29 protein-coding genes and 1 pseudogene are annotated in these 15411 nt (G+C 34.0%); 22 read left to right on the plus strand and 8 right to left on the minus strand.

Annotation, left to right across the window (positions count from 1 at the left end; genetic code table 11):
- From EO124_RS10275 to EO124_RS07880, 4 genes and pseudogenes are all read right to left on the minus strand, one after another.
- Positions 1 to 196 (minus strand): annotated as a pseudogene (locus tag EO124_RS10275) (Abi family protein); the annotation flags it as partial.
- Between the two features lie 109 nt (positions 197 to 305).
- Entirely contained in the window at positions 306 to 686 is a 381-nt protein-coding gene (locus EO124_RS07870) for a hypothetical protein (protein ID WP_127059061.1), read from the minus strand.
- Between the two features lie 129 nt (positions 687 to 815).
- Positions 816 to 1247, minus strand: a complete 432-nt coding sequence (locus EO124_RS07875; protein WP_127059123.1) for an ImmA/IrrE family metallo-endopeptidase — start codon at positions 1245 to 1247, stop codon at positions 816 to 818.
- A gap of 6 nt (positions 1248 to 1253) precedes the next feature.
- Complete coding sequence (locus tag EO124_RS07880) at positions 1254 to 1697, minus strand: helix-turn-helix domain-containing protein (protein WP_127059062.1); 444 nt, start codon at positions 1695 to 1697, stop codon at positions 1254 to 1256.
- A 138-nt stretch (positions 1698 to 1835) separates the two neighbouring features.
- Here EO124_RS07880 and EO124_RS07885 point away from each other — a divergent pair, with 138 nt between their 5' ends.
- Positions 1836 to 2033 carry a helix-turn-helix transcriptional regulator gene (locus EO124_RS07885; RefSeq protein WP_206512557.1) on the plus strand — a complete coding sequence of 66 codons (198 nt, stop codon included), beginning with the start codon at positions 1836 to 1838 and terminating at the stop codon, positions 2031 to 2033.
- Between the two features lie 43 nt (positions 2034 to 2076).
- A complete protein-coding gene (locus tag EO124_RS10205) occupies positions 2077 to 2217 on the plus strand; it encodes a hypothetical protein (protein ID WP_164726586.1) in 141 nt (46 codons plus the stop codon).
- On the opposite strand, the gene EO124_RS07890 is transcribed toward EO124_RS10205, so the two are convergent.
- On the minus strand, positions 2206 to 2523 hold the full coding sequence (locus EO124_RS07890; RefSeq protein WP_127059063.1) for a hypothetical protein: 318 nt from the start codon (positions 2521 to 2523) through the stop codon (positions 2206 to 2208). The two genes, EO124_RS10205 and EO124_RS07890, sit on opposite strands and share 12 nt — an antisense overlap.
- A 214-nt stretch (positions 2524 to 2737) precedes the next feature.
- Positions 2738 to 3073 carry a hypothetical protein gene (locus EO124_RS07895; RefSeq protein ID WP_127059064.1) on the minus strand — a complete coding sequence of 112 codons (336 nt, stop codon included), beginning with the start codon at positions 3071 to 3073 and terminating at the stop codon, positions 2738 to 2740.
- Positions 3074 to 3138: 65 nt separating this feature from the next.
- On the opposite strand from EO124_RS07895, the gene EO124_RS07900 reads away from it, so the two are divergent.
- Entirely contained in the window at positions 3139 to 3720 is a 582-nt protein-coding gene (locus EO124_RS07900; RefSeq protein WP_127059065.1) for a hypothetical protein, read from the plus strand.
- The gene (locus EO124_RS10210; protein WP_164726587.1) at positions 3717 to 3863 is read left to right on the plus strand and encodes a hypothetical protein; all 147 of its coding nucleotides are present in this window, start codon (positions 3717 to 3719) and stop codon (positions 3861 to 3863) included. Before EO124_RS07900 ends, EO124_RS10210 begins: the two co-directional genes overlap by 4 nt.
- A gap of 40 nt (positions 3864 to 3903) precedes the next feature.
- Here the strand turns inward: EO124_RS10210 and EO124_RS10215 are convergent, their stop codons facing one another.
- Positions 3904 to 4068: a hypothetical protein gene (locus EO124_RS10215; protein WP_164726588.1), complete on the minus strand. Its 165-nt coding sequence runs from the start codon at positions 4066 to 4068 to the stop codon at positions 3904 to 3906.
- A 66-nt stretch (positions 4069 to 4134) separates the two neighbouring features.
- Here EO124_RS10215 and EO124_RS07905 point away from each other — a divergent pair, with 66 nt between their 5' ends.
- Positions 4135 to 4383, plus strand: coding sequence for a hypothetical protein (locus tag EO124_RS07905; protein WP_127059066.1), 249 nt, complete (start codon positions 4135 to 4137; stop codon positions 4381 to 4383).
- On the opposite strand, the gene EO124_RS07910 is transcribed toward EO124_RS07905, so the two are convergent.
- Entirely contained in the window at positions 4364 to 4861 is a 498-nt protein-coding gene (locus tag EO124_RS07910) for a hypothetical protein (protein ID WP_127059067.1), read from the minus strand. The genes EO124_RS07905 and EO124_RS07910 overlap by 20 nt on opposite strands.
- 173 nt (positions 4862 to 5034) lie before the next feature.
- On the opposite strand from EO124_RS07910, the gene EO124_RS07915 reads away from it, so the two are divergent.
- From EO124_RS07915 to EO124_RS07995, 17 genes are all read left to right on the plus strand, one after another.
- Complete coding sequence (locus EO124_RS07915; protein WP_127059068.1) at positions 5035 to 5271, plus strand: hypothetical protein; 237 nt, start codon at positions 5035 to 5037, stop codon at positions 5269 to 5271.
- A 3-nt stretch (positions 5272 to 5274) separates the two neighbouring features.
- On the plus strand, positions 5275 to 5493 hold the full coding sequence (locus EO124_RS07920) for a hypothetical protein (RefSeq protein WP_127059069.1): 219 nt from the start codon (positions 5275 to 5277) through the stop codon (positions 5491 to 5493).
- Between the two features lie 5 nt (positions 5494 to 5498).
- Positions 5499 to 5801 carry a hypothetical protein gene (locus tag EO124_RS07925; protein ID WP_127059070.1) on the plus strand — a complete coding sequence of 101 codons (303 nt, stop codon included), beginning with the start codon at positions 5499 to 5501 and terminating at the stop codon, positions 5799 to 5801.
- Entirely contained in the window at positions 5782 to 6078 is a 297-nt protein-coding gene (locus EO124_RS07930; RefSeq protein WP_127059071.1) for a hypothetical protein, read from the plus strand. The genes EO124_RS07925 and EO124_RS07930 overlap by 20 nt, the downstream gene beginning before the upstream one ends.
- Before the next feature lie 345 nt (positions 6079 to 6423).
- Positions 6424 to 7143 (plus strand): rolling circle replication-associated protein, encoded by a 720-nt coding sequence (locus tag EO124_RS07935; protein ID WP_127059072.1) that lies wholly within the window; start codon positions 6424 to 6426, stop codon positions 7141 to 7143.
- A gap of 182 nt (positions 7144 to 7325) precedes the next feature.
- Entirely contained in the window at positions 7326 to 7685 is a 360-nt protein-coding gene (locus EO124_RS07940; protein ID WP_127059073.1) for a single-stranded DNA-binding protein, read from the plus strand.
- Between the two features lie 248 nt (positions 7686 to 7933).
- Complete coding sequence (locus EO124_RS07945) at positions 7934 to 8266, plus strand: hypothetical protein (RefSeq protein ID WP_127059074.1); 333 nt, start codon at positions 7934 to 7936, stop codon at positions 8264 to 8266.
- A complete protein-coding gene (locus EO124_RS07950) occupies positions 8266 to 8667 on the plus strand; it encodes a YopX family protein (RefSeq protein WP_164726589.1) in 402 nt (133 codons plus the stop codon). Before EO124_RS07945 ends, EO124_RS07950 begins: the two co-directional genes overlap by 1 nt.
- Positions 8654 to 9004, plus strand: coding sequence for a DUF4406 domain-containing protein (locus tag EO124_RS07955; RefSeq protein ID WP_241230690.1), 351 nt, complete (start codon positions 8654 to 8656; stop codon positions 9002 to 9004). The genes EO124_RS07950 and EO124_RS07955 overlap by 14 nt, the downstream gene beginning before the upstream one ends.
- The gene (locus EO124_RS07960; RefSeq protein WP_127059076.1) at positions 8994 to 9521 is read left to right on the plus strand and encodes an RNA polymerase sigma factor; all 528 of its coding nucleotides are present in this window, start codon (positions 8994 to 8996) and stop codon (positions 9519 to 9521) included. The genes EO124_RS07955 and EO124_RS07960 overlap by 11 nt, the downstream gene beginning before the upstream one ends.
- A 144-nt stretch (positions 9522 to 9665) precedes the next feature.
- Positions 9666 to 9968: an HNH endonuclease signature motif containing protein gene (locus tag EO124_RS07965; protein WP_127059077.1), complete on the plus strand. Its 303-nt coding sequence runs from the start codon at positions 9666 to 9668 to the stop codon at positions 9966 to 9968.
- Between the two features lie 15 nt (positions 9969 to 9983).
- On the plus strand, positions 9984 to 10664 hold the full coding sequence (locus EO124_RS07970) for a hypothetical protein (RefSeq protein ID WP_127059078.1): 681 nt from the start codon (positions 9984 to 9986) through the stop codon (positions 10662 to 10664).
- 348 nt (positions 10665 to 11012) lie between these two features.
- A complete protein-coding gene (locus tag EO124_RS10280; protein WP_206512558.1) occupies positions 11013 to 11246 on the plus strand; it encodes an HNH endonuclease in 234 nt (77 codons plus the stop codon).
- Between the two features lie 135 nt (positions 11247 to 11381).
- The gene (locus EO124_RS07980) at positions 11382 to 11843 is read left to right on the plus strand and encodes a hypothetical protein (protein ID WP_127059080.1); all 462 of its coding nucleotides are present in this window, start codon (positions 11382 to 11384) and stop codon (positions 11841 to 11843) included.
- On the plus strand, positions 11840 to 13537 hold the full coding sequence (locus EO124_RS07985; protein WP_206512559.1) for a terminase large subunit: 1698 nt from the start codon (positions 11840 to 11842) through the stop codon (positions 13535 to 13537). The genes EO124_RS07980 and EO124_RS07985 overlap by 4 nt, the downstream gene beginning before the upstream one ends.
- Positions 13538 to 13553: 16 nt before the next feature.
- Complete coding sequence (locus EO124_RS07990) at positions 13554 to 14795, plus strand: phage portal protein (RefSeq protein WP_127059081.1); 1242 nt, start codon at positions 13554 to 13556, stop codon at positions 14793 to 14795.
- Positions 14758 to 15369 (plus strand): HK97 family phage prohead protease, encoded by a 612-nt coding sequence (locus tag EO124_RS07995; protein ID WP_127059082.1) that lies wholly within the window; start codon positions 14758 to 14760, stop codon positions 15367 to 15369. The genes EO124_RS07990 and EO124_RS07995 overlap by 38 nt, the downstream gene beginning before the upstream one ends.
- Positions 15370 to 15411 lie beyond the last annotated feature (42 nt).

Raw genomic sequence — 15411 nt, forward strand, 5'->3', positions numbered from 1 at the left:
ATTCAATAGTTATATTAGGTAAATATTTATCATTAGGCATTAATGCATCTTTATAACCATTGACTAAATCATAATAAGAAAAAGTTTCTAGTGCATGTCTAGCAAAATCTTTATCATTTATAATTAGGTCTCTAGACTCCAATAATATAATTTGTTGATCATATGTTTTAAATGGTTTATCATATTCTATACTCAATTCAGTATCCTCAAAAAAAAAACCACTGCTGTATAAGCAGTGGGACGGTGACCAGCACTTAAGCTGAAATCATTTTACTACTTATACTATAACATGTTTTATTTATATGTCAATGTTTTTTTATTCTAACTAAATCGCCTATTTGAATAGGTGTATATTTTGGAAGTTTTCGATATGAGTAATTAGCGTTTGCAGTTTCTAGTTTTTGCTTTTGGAATGAAATCCGTTTAAAACTAGATATTGGATTAAGCAGGTCAGTAGATATTTGTTTATATTTTCGACAAATAGAAAATTTGGGGTAGGCTGTATCAATATATAAAGTGGCCTTGATGAGGTCATATGTACCATAATCTATATTATCAATTTTAACAGGGTCACCGATAGTAATTATATTTAACTGGTCATTTTCCATTGCTCCATCATTTGTCCCATAATCTACCATTACGGTAAACTCATCTATAATTTCAATAATTTTGTATGTATCATTCATGGTTATTTATCCTCTCTTTAATAAAAAATGATATTGTAATTTTGGCCCCATTGGCTAAGCCCAAATTAATTAGTATTATTTTTTACTTGGAATAGCAATTACCTTGTATTTATCTTACATAATATCTCCTTATTTAAAATAAATTTGTTTTAATCCTTCTAATCCTTCGGGGATACCGTGGCATTTAGCAAGGCAATAAAAGTTTAGTTCATTATTTTCTTTTAATAGGCTATCTGGAAGTAATAATTCAACCGCAAATGAGTTTGCTTGACGTTCTATTTTGTCAATAGAAAAGAGAGTATAACGGCTTAGAAATGGAATATTCACATCTTTATGTAATAACATATGCCCTAATTCATGCGCACAGATGAACGGATGAAGTTCTTCTGGTGCATTTTCGTTAATATGAATTGTCTTCATTCGGAAGTGAGTATCACAATAACCTAAGATAGCGCCTAAGTTTTCGTATTTAACAACAATATCTAATGCCTTGCATATTGAAAAGGGATTATTGGTATTGTTGTTTTTTATTAATCTATTAACAGTACCTTTAATGTCCAATGGCAATCAGTCCTCTTTGTCCTTGTTTTTGTACTTATTAGGTGTAAATTTTTGTTTTGCTCTGCTTTTCGCAAGTCGAATTGAGGACTCAAGAGAGATACGTAATAGTTCCTTGGTTTCCTCATCCATTTCTTCGTCACCATTGAAAAAGTTTAAGGCAGATTTATCGTCAAGATCATCTAAGATATTTTGTAAACGTTTCTGAATGTCACGTTCGTCTTTTTGTGTAAAATTATTTTGCGGTGAGGTAGAATTATTGATTCCGTGAAGTGTATTCATATCAACGTTGAAAAAATCTGCTATACCTTCAAGGATTTCAAAACTAGGTTTTCTTTGATTTCTTTCGTACATACTAATTAAGCTTTTGGATATTTTAAGATAATCTGCTAGTTCTGATTGTGTAACTTTGCGTGTAGTTCGTAAATTATATAATGTTTCTCCGAACGTCATTTGAAATTCACTTCCTTTCTTTTAATTAAATAATATCACATTGAGTGAGTAAATACAATGAAAAAGTTCACATAAAGTGATTGACAACTTTTTAGACATGTAGTAAACTTTAAGTGAACTTAGAAAGGAGGGATAAAAATGAAGATGAGTATTGGTGAAAAACTTACAAAGCTAAGAAACTCTAAAAATTTAACGCAAAAAGAACTAGCAACTAAGTTAGGAATATCTAGTACATCTATTGCTATGTATGAAATTAACGAAAGGGTACCTCGTGATGAAATTAAAAAGCGTATAGCTTCTTTTTTTGATGAATCAGTGCAAAATATATTTTTTTAACAATGAAGTTCACTTAAAGTTAATTTTAGAAGGAGCGAGGTTAATGCCACCAAATAAAAAAGCTAAGTTAGGAAAGAAGCTTTTTATGAAAATAGAGTATAAAAAAAGGCAAGCAGAGCAGTGCTTACCTTTTAGTGTAAAAGTAAAAAATAAGTTGTTGGTAGAAATAAGCTTAAAAGCCTAGTTGTTTAACTACATAATCCTCCGCAGCTTTGCCTTGCATTTCTTCCCAAGATGAAAAATCAGTATGAGCAACTATATAGTTGTCCCACTCTTCATCAGGTATTGCAAGAAAGTCTTCTTTAGATTCAATAGTAAATGGAGAATTCTCTAGAAATTCATCAATACTGCTAGAGTCTGTATGATGCCTCATAAAGCTAGGTGGGAATAGTTCGTCAAATGGAACAGCTGAAGTTTCTGACAATTTTTTAGCGTTTGCACTAAGCTCATTTAAAGATTTTTCTAGGGCGTCTAATCCTTCTATTTTCATAATACACCTCCTTTCTTGAATTAATTATAGCACGAAGGAGTGAAGCCAATGCCACCAAAAGAAAAAGAGCCACAAGAAGATGTGACCCTTAAAGTATATAAGAAAAGAAAAACGCATATAAATTCACATTACACAAAAAGTATAAACCAGATGGTAAAAGAAAAGTTATTAAAAGGTTGTTTTATAAAACGAAAAGTTGAAAGAAGAAAGACGGTTATTCTAAATTATTTCGTATCTTTTCTTTTAACTTAATTAAATCAGTAGTATTAGGGAAATCTTCTGATTTGATTTCTTGGTCAATTTCGTTAGTTTCGATGAGATTAATAATGTAGTTCAAAGTTTTAAATATTTCCTCAATTTCACCTAAGGTAAATTTGAGTTCCAATGAATTAGATTTTAGTTTAGTGTATGCAGAATTAAAGCATGATTTTTCTTTTCCTGAAAGATCTAATTCTTCAAAATCAAAAATATCTAGGAGTAGATAATCAAGGGCGTTAAAAAGTAGCGTATGTTCGTTGGGGGTTAAGACGTATTTAAACTTTAAAGACATAGTAAATTCACCACCTTTCTAGCATTTATTATAGCACGGAAAGGAAGCGAAGAGAGGTAAAGCCAATGAAAGTAGAAATTAAAGAAAGTTTAAAGGAACTTATTTTAAAAAAAATAGAATGGTATAAAAAATCAGAAAATATAGGACAAGAAATAGATGCCACGATACCAAAATTGCTTGATTTATATATTAATTTAAAAGAAGAAGAGTCTTGCAGATGCAAGACCCTAAACAAGAAAAAATTACGAATTGTTAATAATGGCACTATCACTAATTTCAACGGTCAAGGTATCTGCAATATGACCATTAATGATACCGATAAGAGTTCCATGGATAATAGCACTGGAATTTTTAGAAATTTTATCCTTCCTTTCTTAGGACATTATAGCACGGAAAGGAAGCGAAGAGAGGTGAAGCCAATGAATGTATCTAATAGCATGGAACGTTATTTAGTAAAAAGGCGGCTAAAAAAATTACTTGAAATTAGTGAAGAATTAAATAAAAAAGAGTATTCTCATACAACAAAAGTAAAAGAATACTCAAGAGAATATAACAAATTAGTAGATCAATTAGATAAAGCCATTGATGAAGAAGCTAGATGTTTAATTTGCTTAGTAGACAGTATAAAGAAAGGAGAAAAGGAATGAAATTAGAAATTAAAGGAAATGAAAAGTTAGAAAAGGCAATGAAAAGATTAGAAGCAGCACAAAAGGAATTAAAAGCTGCTGCATATGAGTTAAGTAGATTAGGTGTAGAAATAAAGTTAGAAATAAAAGATCCATGGAAATAAAAAAGAACCTCATTATTTCTAATAAGGTTCTTCAAAAGAATCATTTGATACAAGTTACAAGTTCTTCTAAAGCATGTTTAATATCTGCACCTAAATCATATAAAGCCTGCCAAGCTTCAGGTGGCAAATTATCTTCATGTTTTTGTAAAGTTTCTTTGTAATTAGTTTCAAAATTTTCTACTATGGTTAACATTTTATCATTCATAATATCACCCCCTTTCTTGATTTGATTATAGCATTTAAGAAATGAGGAATAAAAGGAGAGTAAACAATGCCACTACAAGAAAAAAATAAGTTAAGTGAAACTGAAAGACAAATAATTATTAAATACTTAAACGAAGAATTTAAGCCAAAATCTTTAAAACATGGAGTTAAGCAAGAGAAAGATGAGCCTGAAATTATTAAGAATATCATTTTAGAACTTAAAAAAATTGAAGGACTCACATATGCAGAAGCTTATGGAATCCTTCAAGCGGTAAAACAGAAATTAGAATATGAATCTAACTTTGTTTCTCTATAAGTTCAAGAGAAATAATTTGAATGGGCTGTTCTTTATCTACAATTACAAACGGTAGCTGTGTATTACTGTTAAGCAAGGTTACGTTGTGAAGAGCTGGCGGTAGAAAGTCTAACTTTTTAAGATCTAATTTATTTAAGAGTTCAGGCTTACTACAACGTAAGAGAAGTTCAGCCGGTGTATGAAGTAACCAACCGGAAACGGTTTCAAAATTATCAAAACGCCCTTCTAGACCTTTGGCAACTATTGGAAAATACGTTTGATAATCAAATAGACCAAGTAAAGATTCACTATGAACAGCATTATATGTTTTGCTAAAGGCTTTGTAGCTAGGCTTTCCTTCTTCATAAGGTAATGTAGTAGCTTGTAATAATTCATTGTTAGCCTTTAACGTCCAAACAAAATGGCATGGATTATAGTAATTGGTTAAGTCAAACATAATAGATTCTATGGCTTGCAATTCCTGTAATTTAAGTTCCATATTATCACCTCCTTTCTTGATTAGATTATAGCATTAAATTACAGAGGGGGTAATAACAATGGGCAATGAATGGGATTCAGAAGATTGGAAAACGGAAGATGAAGAGACAGAATTAAGTGCAGAAGATGAACGCTTGGTTCAAGAAATTATAGATTGTTTGAAAGGATAAAAGAATGGATATTAAAGATATTGAAAAGGCAACAGAAGAATATACATCAATTCTTAGCGTTAAAGATTGGGTAAAGGTTGATGAAGATGATGTAAATACTGTGTTAGCTACAGTAGAGTCTAACCGTATTTTGACAGCTGCACTAATTAGTGTACTGATGAATAAGAAAATTATTACCAAGTGTGAACTAATTAAATCCATAGCAGCAGTTAGTAAAGCTGAAAAAGAATTGGAGGGCTAAGCAATGAAAAAGGGTGAAGATATTCTATATGAAAAAGTAGGCAAAATTGCTAAGCGTTTTGATATGAATCCAAGTACCGTGTGGCGAAAAATGGAACTAATGCGTCAAGAGGGCGTGTATGACAAAATCGTTATAGAAATTAGCCCTAAAGTAAAACGTATCAGTGTGCCGGCTTTTGAAGCTTTTTTAAAAGGTCAGCATTTAGCATATTTAAAGGGGTGATAGTCATGAGAAAGTATTTACAGAATATACTACTATTTTTAGCTGGTTTGGGGGTTATGGCCACAGTGGGAACAGATGGCCCGCAGAGCACAATAGTAGATACTTTGATATGTGCATCATTGACTGTTAATTGTGTGCTAGGTGCATTGCTTTTACGGCAACCTGAAAAGGTAGACTTTGATACTAGCTATGATGATCTAGAAGAAAAAAAGTTACAAAGGTCATTTAATATGCCAGTGAATCCTTTTACTAGACGTATCAATGTGAATAATCCATATGGGGGTCAATATGAACAGAAGAAAGCGTAAAGCAGATTTAGAACTATTGGCCAAGGAATTGCTATTAAATGAAGAACAGCAAGAAGGACTACTAAAGCAAGCCCTTAATATAACGACTATACGGCGTTCACAAGGGTGGCAAGCTGATGTGATGCTACCTAAAGCTATGGTGGTAATTAAATCTAAAGCTGGCAAGTATGGAATCACGGTAGTGGCTAATACAAAATTGAAAGGAAGTTATTTTTTTACTAATAGGGAAAGAGCAGTGGCAAAGTTAATGGAGATTACTAATTATGCCACTATGTAAATTATGTGATGAAGTGGATAAGAAGACACGGGCTTATGTAAATTGTGCAAAAGTAGGAGGTTTAGTGTGTATGGAACACTGTAACGAATGTAAATATTATACTTTTGCTATGGGAATGAGCCGTTGTGTTTGTCCAAATCATGAAAATAAATATTATAAGAAAGTAAAAGAGGACTTACTCAAAAGAGTAAGCCCTCAATCCAGTTATCACGGAAAACCATGATATATTTTATCGACAATAAAATTATATCAAAAATGGTTAATGATAGCAATAAAGGCCTGTAAATATAGGCCTTTATTAACTAGATATAACATATTAAATAATCAACCATTGAGGATATAAAGATGAGAAAACGTAGAATTGTTAGCAGTAAAAATATAAAAGAAGTATTAGACTATCATAATGGCAGAACTTATAAGCGAAACTCTAAACGTAGAGAAAAGATAAATGCTACATCAGAAGCTATTCAGAAGCAGAATGAAAAAATGGCAGAATCAGAATTACGTATGACGATAGATAATAACTTCAAATCAAATGATTACTACTTGACACTTACGTATAAAGAACAGCCGACATGGGAGCAAGCTAAGAAAGATATTAGAAATTTTATAAGAAGATTGCAAAGAGTATATAAGAAGCTTGGTCAAGAATTGAAGTACATTTACGTGGCAGAAGGAAAGCGGAGAATACATTTCCATTTGCTTATTAATCGGGCGGTAGATTTATTTACAGAAGACTTGACTAAATTATGGCCAAAGGGAATTCATAAATTAGTATTGTATAGAGGACAAGCAGAGGATGCTATACGTCTAGCATCTTATTTTGTAAAAGAAAAACGTGCTTGTTATTACGAGAAAAACGAAGTATTTAAAAGACGATATACATCTAGTAAAAATTTGATTAAGGCAGAAGTTAAAGTAGAAACATTGAAAAGTAACACGTGGAGCCGCTATATTGAGCCACCGAAAGGCTATTATGTAGAAACTGATTCTATTGTTGATGGTGTGAGCCTTGAAGGTTATCCGTATAGATTTTACAGGTTAATAAAGATAAGGGGGCAATAATGAATACTAGGCGAAAGCAACGCATTTGGGAAACATGGAAGATTATTAGGAATCCTAATGCTAGAAGATTGCGAAAAACAGACAACTACACGTATTTAAAAAGTGATTTTTTTAAAATTTATATTAGAAACGATTCTACAGATTACAATGAGTTGTTGTTTAGTAGATTGGAGAGACTATAAATGCAGAATATTAATCAAGTATTGCTATGTGGACATGTAGCAAATGATGTGGAGTTACGGTATACAAAAACGCAAAAACCAGTACTTACATTTAGATTGGCTACAAATGAGACTATTAATGGTCAGAATGCTGTGTATTACCATAACATTGTATTGTGGACTGATGCGGAAGAATATGGTGCGCTTATGAAAGGAGATTATGTGACTATAGTAGGTAAGATACGCTATAGAAAGTGGACGGATAAGCAAGGACAAGATAGATATACTACTGAAATTTTAGCAGTTACTATGACGGTAGGAATGAAGAAGACTGCTTGTAACTTTGATACTTTTAGAACAGAGGAAAATATACCATTTTAAAAGGAAGTAGAGCGTAAGAGCATTTATTTGAAGGCGAAGATGATAGCAATGAAGTATAGACTCATGATTGCAATATTAATAGTAACAGTAACCGTTGTAGTGGTGACAATGTATGTATTAATAGGATTACTGGTAAGCAGAACACAGCCATATGTTTTGCTTTATATTATGGAGTTAATAAAAAATGATTTGCACGTTATTAAGGAAAACTTACTAAGGCCATTTAGATTTATAGAGAGGGTTAATAAATGAAAAAAGGACAAACAACAGATGATATTGCGGTGGTAGAAATCATTAATTTAGAAACAAAAGAAACTACATTTATAAAAGCCTATAAGAAAGAAATTACAGGCGATGCCATTAATCGTATGATGGAAAGTATGGCCAAAGAGAAACTTGAACGCAGTAAGTTAGCTGTTAAAGGAGTTATTAGTGTAGATGAATGGAAATTAAAGGAACGGTTAAAGCTAGACCAAGGTGAAGCGGTGGGTGCAAAAACAGGAGTGGTTATAACAGTAGCTACAACTATATGGTGCATCTTAGCATATTTTGCATATCAGTGGTGGATGGGGGTATTATAATGGACATAATTGAATTTAGAGGACGTGACCTTTCTGGCGAATGGCATTATGGTAATGCAGTACAAGAAATAGAAGGACACACATATTTAATAACAGGTACATGTGGGTTATCTTGTTATAGTCGGAAGCAAGTATGTGTTAATGCTATAGCGATTGAAATTGAAGCGGATACAGTAAGTCAGTATACAGGGTTAACCGATAAATATGGTATACGGATTTACGAGAACGATATTTTGTATGATGAATATGATGAAACAATTAATCTTGTAAGATTTGATGAAGGAAAATTTGTGGCAGATTATGGGGGATATATTACTGATGTATGTGAAATTAATGACACATCATGGGTACGAGGGAATAAATTTGAAGAGGATATGGAGAGTGAAGATGATGAAGATTAATGAACCGTTATTAGTGTATGTAGCGCATCCATATGGTGGATTGATAGAAAATAAAGAAAAAGTAGATAGGATTATGAGGTATCTCATTAAAGAGGATACAGACAATGTTTATTTATCACCAATTCATAATTATGGAATGACATATTTTAAGAATGAGTATGCTAAGGGGCTAGATATTTGTTTGCGTATGTTAAGGCAATGTGATGTGTTGGTATTGTGTGGAGATTGGCAAAATAGTAAAGGCTGTATAGGGGAATGGGTACAAGCTAAGTCCGATAACATTGATGTATATAAATATGATGAGTGGGTAGGGAGGTTAAAAGAGTATGGACGATAAAAAGAAAGAAGTGGCAGAAGATATTAAGCGTATTTGTCATGATATTGTAAATGAAGTGGCAGGTACAGTTAATAAGCGTAAATTTAATTATTACAAAATGACAGAACGTAGATTATATGCTTACTCAACTTTGAAGCTTAATATTATAAATTATATGAAGGATTTAGAAGATATTAAGCGTGAAAGCTTTGAACGCTCTAAAGACTTTGTAATGTTCCTTAGTAACTCTGGTTCAAAAATGCAGACAGATATAGAAACCTTGAGAGCTGCTAAGACATTAGAAATTAAGCGCAAGATGCATATTGATGAAAGTGAAATAAAAGAAGTTGATAGGGCGTTAGAAGCGATTGTTAATGAAGAGTACAAAGACATCATTAGGCTATATTACTTTGAAAGCAAGTCACAAGAAGAGATTGCACAGGCACTACATTGTGTTGAAACTACTGTGTGGAGACAACGCAAACGCTTGGTAGATAAGCTAGCTATTATCTTATATGGTGCTGATGCGGTTAAATAAAATTTGCAATTTATCGGTGCAATAATCGTGCAATTTACTGGTGCAATTTTATGTGATATCATAAATTGAAAGCTAAAAAAGGCGAAAAAGTAAGCATCCATTATATATGATGGGTGCTTTTTTTATTGCAGAAAGGAAGATAACATGTTATTGCCAAAGTATAAACGAATTGTAGACCGTAAGATGATACAGAAGATGCGCAAGCCATATTGTGAATTGTGTGGCGAGCGGACAAATATTGAACCGCATCATGTGCATACAGTAGGAAGTGGTGGCGGAGATATTAGCATCAACTTAATACAACTATGTACAGAGTGTCATATTAAAGCACATAGTGGGGGAATTAGTAAAGCGCAATGTGAAGAAGCGATTGCCATACGTGAAGGCATATCATGCGAAGAAGTCCATAGGATTAATAGAAAAGCAATGGGGTATGATGTATACTAGTAAGGAGGTGAAAATATGGAATATTACATTGAAATAATTATTTTATTAGCACCTGGATTTATTGCGAAGGAGGTTGCAAGGGCGTTAGGCAATGTAAAATCAAAAATAACACCAATAGACCAAGTTTTAAATTATTTTGTTTATAGTTTATTCGCAAGTATGTGGCTTTTATTAGGATTCGTGATAGTTCGATATTATATTCAAGATAGTATTATCTTAGGAATTATTATGATTATTGTTGCGATAGTAAGTGGTATTTTTACAGGAGCTATATGGCAATTAGTAATAAAAGGAATATGGCATCGAGCTATGAGGTTTATTACAATTAGTAAAGATGGCTATGAATACTTTCAAGAAGACACTTTATTAAATGGCAATTTAATGGATGGGAAGCCACACATTATTGAAATTGTAAGAAATGGAAATCGAATTGCCAGAGGTGAATTTATGGGGGCATCGTTCGGCTCTGATTCGTTAATAGAACTAAAAGTGAAAAGCCATCCTCATTATGATGGATGGCTAGATGGTCAATATAAGGATTATTTTCCATATATATCTACATATGTAGATGTGACAAATGGAATAGAAATAATTGAATACGGTTATCCAGAAGGGTTCTTTTCTGGAAATTTTGATGTAAATAAATTTATTTCTTCGGTGGAGTTGGAACAGAAGTTTGAGGGGGCTGTGGAGTAGGCGGAGCAGGTGGAGAAGTAGATGTTGGGCGCTGAAAACTTCTACGTTCATAACCTTCATTTAATGGTATTACTTTGTCCGACATTTAGTTCACCTCCTTTCAGTTGTATTTTATTATAACAAATTAATAGTTAATTTAGTAAAAGAGATGATATTCATATCGTCTCTTTTTTTATTGGAGCGAGTATGTTAAAAGCATGTAGTTATTGTGGTAGAGTCCATGAAGGTGATTGTGTAAAGAAACCTAAACGAAATTATAAACGTGAACATGATAATGCAAATGCAAAACGTGTGAAGATAAGACGGTTTAGATCTAGTCAATTATGGCAACGGTGTAGGAGTGAAGTATTGGATAGAGATAAACACTTATGTGTTCTGTGCTATAAGCAAGATGGCATAGTCAGTGTGAATGAATCGTTAGATGTGCATCACATTGAGCCATTGCATCAAGCATGGGCAAAGCGATTAAATAAAAATAATCTGATTACACTGTGTAAATATCATCATGGGTTGGCTGATAAAGGGGAGTACAAACCAAACTTTTTGAAAAAATTAATTAAAGCCCCCCCTATCAAAAATTAAAAATTTTGGCAGTGATAGCAAGACCGTACTGCTCCCCTCAATTTACACAATTTTCCCTTTTGGGACAGGCGCGTGTGCGCGTGTAAAATATTTACTTATATATATAGGCCGTATTCAAGAAAGGTGGTGAACATCTTGCGAAAAGCAACACCTGTAAATGCGACTAAAAAGCATTTAACTAAGAAGGAAAAAGAAGAACGATTAGCAATTGAAAGTGCTTTTACTAAGAGTGGTGATGTTGAGATTACACCGCCAGAATATTTAGATACAGTACAATTAGATGCCTTTAAATTTATTGAACAAGCATTGCGTGAAGCGGGCGTGCTAAGCAAGTTAGATACGGTGACGATAACACAAGCAGCGGTATCAATTTGTATGTTGCACCATAGCAATAGGCAGGTTATAAATGTACCAGATTTAGCGTATAATGATAAATTTGTGGCCACGCATGAACGGCTGGTTAGAACATATTTAAAGCTATGTGATGAATTATGCCTATCACCGCAGGCACGGGCTAAATTAGGGGTGTTAGTGGCTAATAAGCAAAAGGAAGCGCAAGACCCTTTGCTTATTGTATTGCAAGGTGATAGTACATGATGGATAAGGAACATAAAGCGTATCAATATGCATATGCTGTAGCTAAGAATAAGGTTAATGCACCTAAGTATGTTAAGCTGCAGGCGAAACAGTTTTTGAAAGTCGCCAATGGTAGAGACAAGAAATATATTGTCGATGAAGAAAAGCTTAAAACCATAGACAATGTGTTGAAATTGTTGATTATGGCCAAGGGGTTAAAAGCAGGCGAAACCATATATAATGCGTTAGCTGGATTCCAGTGGTTGTTTTTGGTCGCTGTGCTATGCGTAGTCCATAAGGATAATCCAAGTAAACGGCGGTATGAAAACGCAATACTGGAGATATGCCGTAAGAATGCTAAGACATTTTTAGTGGCATTAATATTTATTCTCTTATTTTTTTTAGAACCAAAGTACTCTAAGTTCTATTCTGTGGCACCTGATGGGGCATTGTCACGTGAAGTAAAAGACGCTATTGAAGAGATTATAGGTAGTTCGCCCGCACTTAGGGGCAAGCTAAATGGCAAGGAAAAATTCAAATTGTTACGAGATTATATTCACTGTAATCTGACTGACAATAGATATGTGCCGTTAAACTATTCAAATAGTCGCTTAGATGGGCGCTTGCCTAATGTATTTTTGATTGATGAAACAGGAGCACTACCTAATACATACGCTATTGAAGCTATGCGCTCAGGCCAACTCACTATATTGAATAAGTTGGGTATTATCATATCAACTAAATACCCTACTGTAACTAATCCATTTGAGGACGAAGTAGAATATGCAAAGCGTGTATTGTTGGGTACAGTAGACGATGATACAACCTTTTCATTGTTGTATGAGCCAGATAATCAAAAGGCATGGGCAACAAGTGATAGTATATTGGAACAAGCCAATCCACTAGCATTAGAAGTCCCTACCATGATGAATGATTTGAAGAAGAAACGCAAAACTGCTATTGAGATTGAAAGCAAGCGTGAAAACTTTATTACCAAGCATTGTAATATTGTATATTCGGGCGTTGGGTCAGAATCGTTTATTAACATTGCCGATTTACAGAAGGGCGCCGTAGATCATATTGATTGGTCAGGTCGTGAAGTATATCTAGGGGTTGACTTAGCGTTGACAACGGATAATGTAGCCGTTGCTATGGTAAGCTGGGACGATGAAGCGGAACAAGTGCTAATTGATTCACGCGCATTCTTGCCAGAAGATAGGGTTGAAGAAAAAAGTAAGCTTGAACGCATTCCATATCAAGACTTTATCAAGGCTATGTATGCGGTAGCCTGTGGGGATAGGACAGTAGATTACAGTGTAATTGAAGACTATGTATTCAAGGTTGAAGAAACGTATGGCGTAACGGTTATGGGCATAGGCTATGACCGATGGAATGCGCTTTCTAGTGCGCAAAAGTGGGAAGAAAAGTATACCGTAGTAGAAATTAAACAACATTCCAGCGTGCTGCATCCACCTACTAAATGGCTAACAGAACTCATTACTGATGGAAAAGTAGCCTATGAAAAGGGCAATAAACTGCTTGAAATCAACTTTCAGAACGCACGTTGCGTATACGATACAAATATGAATCGGTATGTCAACAAAAAGCGGTCAACAGGTAAGATTGATATGGTTGTGGCCACAATTAATGCCATGTACTTATTGCAACAAGATTACATGCTTAATCAAACAATTGGTTGGGCGATTCAGACGTAAAGGGGGTGATTGATAAATGAATTGGAAGAAATGGCTAGGACTGGAAACACGCAATGCAGAAGTACGGCAAGTTGAAGATGAGTTAGATGTATTGTTGAAAGGGTTTATGTTTAGAAAAAAAGTAACCCGAGAAGAAGCCCTATCAATACCAGCTGTTGCTAGCGGTGTACAACTAATAGCTAATGTTATAGCTGGCCTACCTATAAGGTTGTATAGAGAATCAAATAATCATGTGGAAGAAGTAGATAATGATATACGATTAAGGCTATTAAATATTGAAACTAATAGCGTATTAAATGCCTATGAAACTAAGGTGTCCATGATTCACGATTTAATACTAGAAGGTAGTTGTTATTGCTATTTAGGGAAAGATGGTAATACACCTATTAGTTTGGAATATATTCCTAAGGGGGCTGTTGGCTTAATTGACAATGGTAGGCGGATTAATCGTGAAATTTATTATGTTATTGACGGTAATATATACGATGAATTTAATATATTGCGTGCAGTAAGGAATAGCGCTAATGGCGTAAGTGGTAGGGGGATTATTGATGATAATGCTGTGATTTTATCCACTATGTACAATGCATTGTGCTATGAAAACGGCGCAATGAGTAAAGGCGGTAAGAAAGGCTTTTTAAAATCGGATAGGAAGCTATCTAAAGAAATGATGGACGAATTGAAGAAGGGGTGGAATCGTTTATATAGTAATAACAACAGTGATGTTATTGTATTGAATCAGGGGATAACCTTTGAAGGGGCTGATTCAACGGCTACTGAAAATCAGTTGAACGAGAATAAACAGACTAATACAGAGTTACTATATAAGATTCTAGGCTTTGCAGAAGACACCTTTACAAATGAAGAAGCCTTTAGGGTGTTTGTAAAAACGGCCATAGTACCTATCATAGACTGTTTAACACAAGCTATGAATAGGGCGTTGCTGCTTGAAGCGGAAAAAGGAAGCTACTATTTTAGTTTTGATATGAACGATTTACTAAAAGCGGACATGCTAACACGTTATCAAGCATATAAAACGGCCGTAGAAGCTAACTGGATTAACATTGATGAGATTAGAGCCTTAGAAAATATGGCACCGTTAGGCATTGATTTTGTAGGGCTTAATTTGGCTAATGTATTGTATTATCCAGATAGTAAAACGATATATACGCCTAATACAGGTACATATGGAGATTTAACAAAGAAAGGGGGTGAAGAGAATGAAGGTAGAGATACGAAACGGACAAGCAATAATTGAAGGTTATGTCAATGTAACGGAGCGAACGAGTTTGCCTTTGCAAGATGTACGGGGCAAATTTGTTGAAAAGGTAAGAAGCGGAACATTTAAGCGTGCGTTGGAAGAAAATAGAAATATTGATCTAATGTATAACCACAAGAGGAAGTTGGGTGACCAAGCAAGCGGTATGCTTGAATTGCGTGAAGATAATGTTGGATTATATGCACGTGCAGTTGTAAATGATGCAGAAGTTATTGAACAAGCGGAGAAAAGACAGCTTAAAGGGTGGTCATTTGGGTTTAAAGAAGCGGAAGCAACATGGGAAAAGGTAGGAGAAACAGAAGTACGGAATCTGAATAAGATTAGCCTACAAGAAGTTAGTATCTTATCTATTCAACCAGCATATTTAGGAACGACTATTAGTGTGCGTGAAAATAAAGAAGAATTGCTTGAATATCGTGCGATGGCATGCATTGAAGACATTGATTATGATATGGAGACAAGAAAAAAAGAAGAAGGGAGTAAAGAAAAAGATGAAGAAAAAGCTGATGTAAACCAAAAGTACAAAGATATTGTAAAAGCATTAGGAGAATAGCACTCATAAGAGTGTTTTTTTTATGTTCAAAGGTAAAGGAGA

The organism is Veillonella ratti (assembly GCF_003992115.1).
Classification (GTDB): domain Bacteria; phylum Bacillota; class Negativicutes; order Veillonellales; family Veillonellaceae; genus Veillonella_A; species Veillonella_A ratti.

Excerpts from the sequence above, each read along its gene's own strand:
- EO124_RS07870 (WP_127059061.1), bottom strand. The coding sequence starts at position 686 with ATGAATGATACATACAAAATTATTGAAATTATAGATGAGTTTACCGTA.
- EO124_RS10210 (WP_164726587.1), top strand. The coding sequence starts at position 3,717 with ATGAAATTAGAAATTAAAGGAAATGAAAAGTTAGAAAAGGCAATGAAA.
- EO124_RS07965 (WP_127059077.1), top strand. The coding sequence starts at position 9,666 with ATGTTATTGCCAAAGTATAAACGAATTGTAGACCGTAAGATGATACAG.
- EO124_RS07890 (WP_127059063.1), bottom strand. The coding sequence starts at position 2,523 with ATGAAAATAGAAGGATTAGACGCCCTAGAAAAATCTTTAAATGAGCTT.
- EO124_RS07990 (WP_127059081.1), top strand. The coding sequence starts at position 13,554 with ATGAATTGGAAGAAATGGCTAGGACTGGAAACACGCAATGCAGAAGTA.
- EO124_RS07945 (WP_127059074.1), top strand. The coding sequence starts at position 7,934 with ATGAAAAAAGGACAAACAACAGATGATATTGCGGTGGTAGAAATCATT.
- EO124_RS07940 (WP_127059073.1), top strand. The coding sequence starts at position 7,326 with ATGCAGAATATTAATCAAGTATTGCTATGTGGACATGTAGCAAATGAT.
- EO124_RS07905 (WP_127059066.1), top strand. The coding sequence starts at position 4,135 with ATGCCACTACAAGAAAAAAATAAGTTAAGTGAAACTGAAAGACAAATA.
- EO124_RS07895 (WP_127059064.1), bottom strand. The coding sequence starts at position 3,073 with ATGTCTTTAAAGTTTAAATACGTCTTAACCCCCAACGAACATACGCTA.
- EO124_RS10205 (WP_164726586.1), top strand. The coding sequence starts at position 2,077 with ATGCCACCAAATAAAAAAGCTAAGTTAGGAAAGAAGCTTTTTATGAAA.
- EO124_RS07930 (WP_127059071.1), top strand. The coding sequence starts at position 5,782 with ATGAACAGAAGAAAGCGTAAAGCAGATTTAGAACTATTGGCCAAGGAA.
- EO124_RS07920 (WP_127059069.1), top strand. The coding sequence starts at position 5,275 with ATGAAAAAGGGTGAAGATATTCTATATGAAAAAGTAGGCAAAATTGCT.
- EO124_RS07880 (WP_127059062.1), bottom strand. The coding sequence starts at position 1,697 with ATGACGTTCGGAGAAACATTATATAATTTACGAACTACACGCAAAGTT.
- EO124_RS07910 (WP_127059067.1), bottom strand. The coding sequence starts at position 4,861 with ATGGAACTTAAATTACAGGAATTGCAAGCCATAGAATCTATTATGTTT.
- EO124_RS07960 (WP_127059076.1), top strand. The coding sequence starts at position 8,994 with ATGGACGATAAAAAGAAAGAAGTGGCAGAAGATATTAAGCGTATTTGT.
- EO124_RS07995 (WP_127059082.1), top strand. The coding sequence starts at position 14,758 with ATGAAGGTAGAGATACGAAACGGACAAGCAATAATTGAAGGTTATGTC.
- EO124_RS07915 (WP_127059068.1), top strand. The coding sequence starts at position 5,035 with ATGGATATTAAAGATATTGAAAAGGCAACAGAAGAATATACATCAATT.
- EO124_RS07950 (WP_164726589.1), top strand. The coding sequence starts at position 8,266 with ATGGACATAATTGAATTTAGAGGACGTGACCTTTCTGGCGAATGGCAT.
- EO124_RS07900 (WP_127059065.1), top strand. The coding sequence starts at position 3,139 with ATGAAAGTAGAAATTAAAGAAAGTTTAAAGGAACTTATTTTAAAAAAA.
- EO124_RS07985 (WP_206512559.1), top strand. The coding sequence starts at position 11,840 with ATGATGGATAAGGAACATAAAGCGTATCAATATGCATATGCTGTAGCT.
- EO124_RS10215 (WP_164726588.1), bottom strand. The coding sequence starts at position 4,068 with ATGAATGATAAAATGTTAACCATAGTAGAAAATTTTGAAACTAATTAC.
- EO124_RS07885 (WP_206512557.1), top strand. The coding sequence starts at position 1,836 with ATGAAGATGAGTATTGGTGAAAAACTTACAAAGCTAAGAAACTCTAAA.
- EO124_RS07925 (WP_127059070.1), top strand. The coding sequence starts at position 5,499 with ATGAGAAAGTATTTACAGAATATACTACTATTTTTAGCTGGTTTGGGG.
- EO124_RS07970 (WP_127059078.1), top strand. The coding sequence starts at position 9,984 with ATGGAATATTACATTGAAATAATTATTTTATTAGCACCTGGATTTATT.
- EO124_RS07935 (WP_127059072.1), top strand. The coding sequence starts at position 6,424 with ATGAGAAAACGTAGAATTGTTAGCAGTAAAAATATAAAAGAAGTATTA.
- EO124_RS07955 (WP_241230690.1), top strand. The coding sequence starts at position 8,654 with ATGATGAAGATTAATGAACCGTTATTAGTGTATGTAGCGCATCCATAT.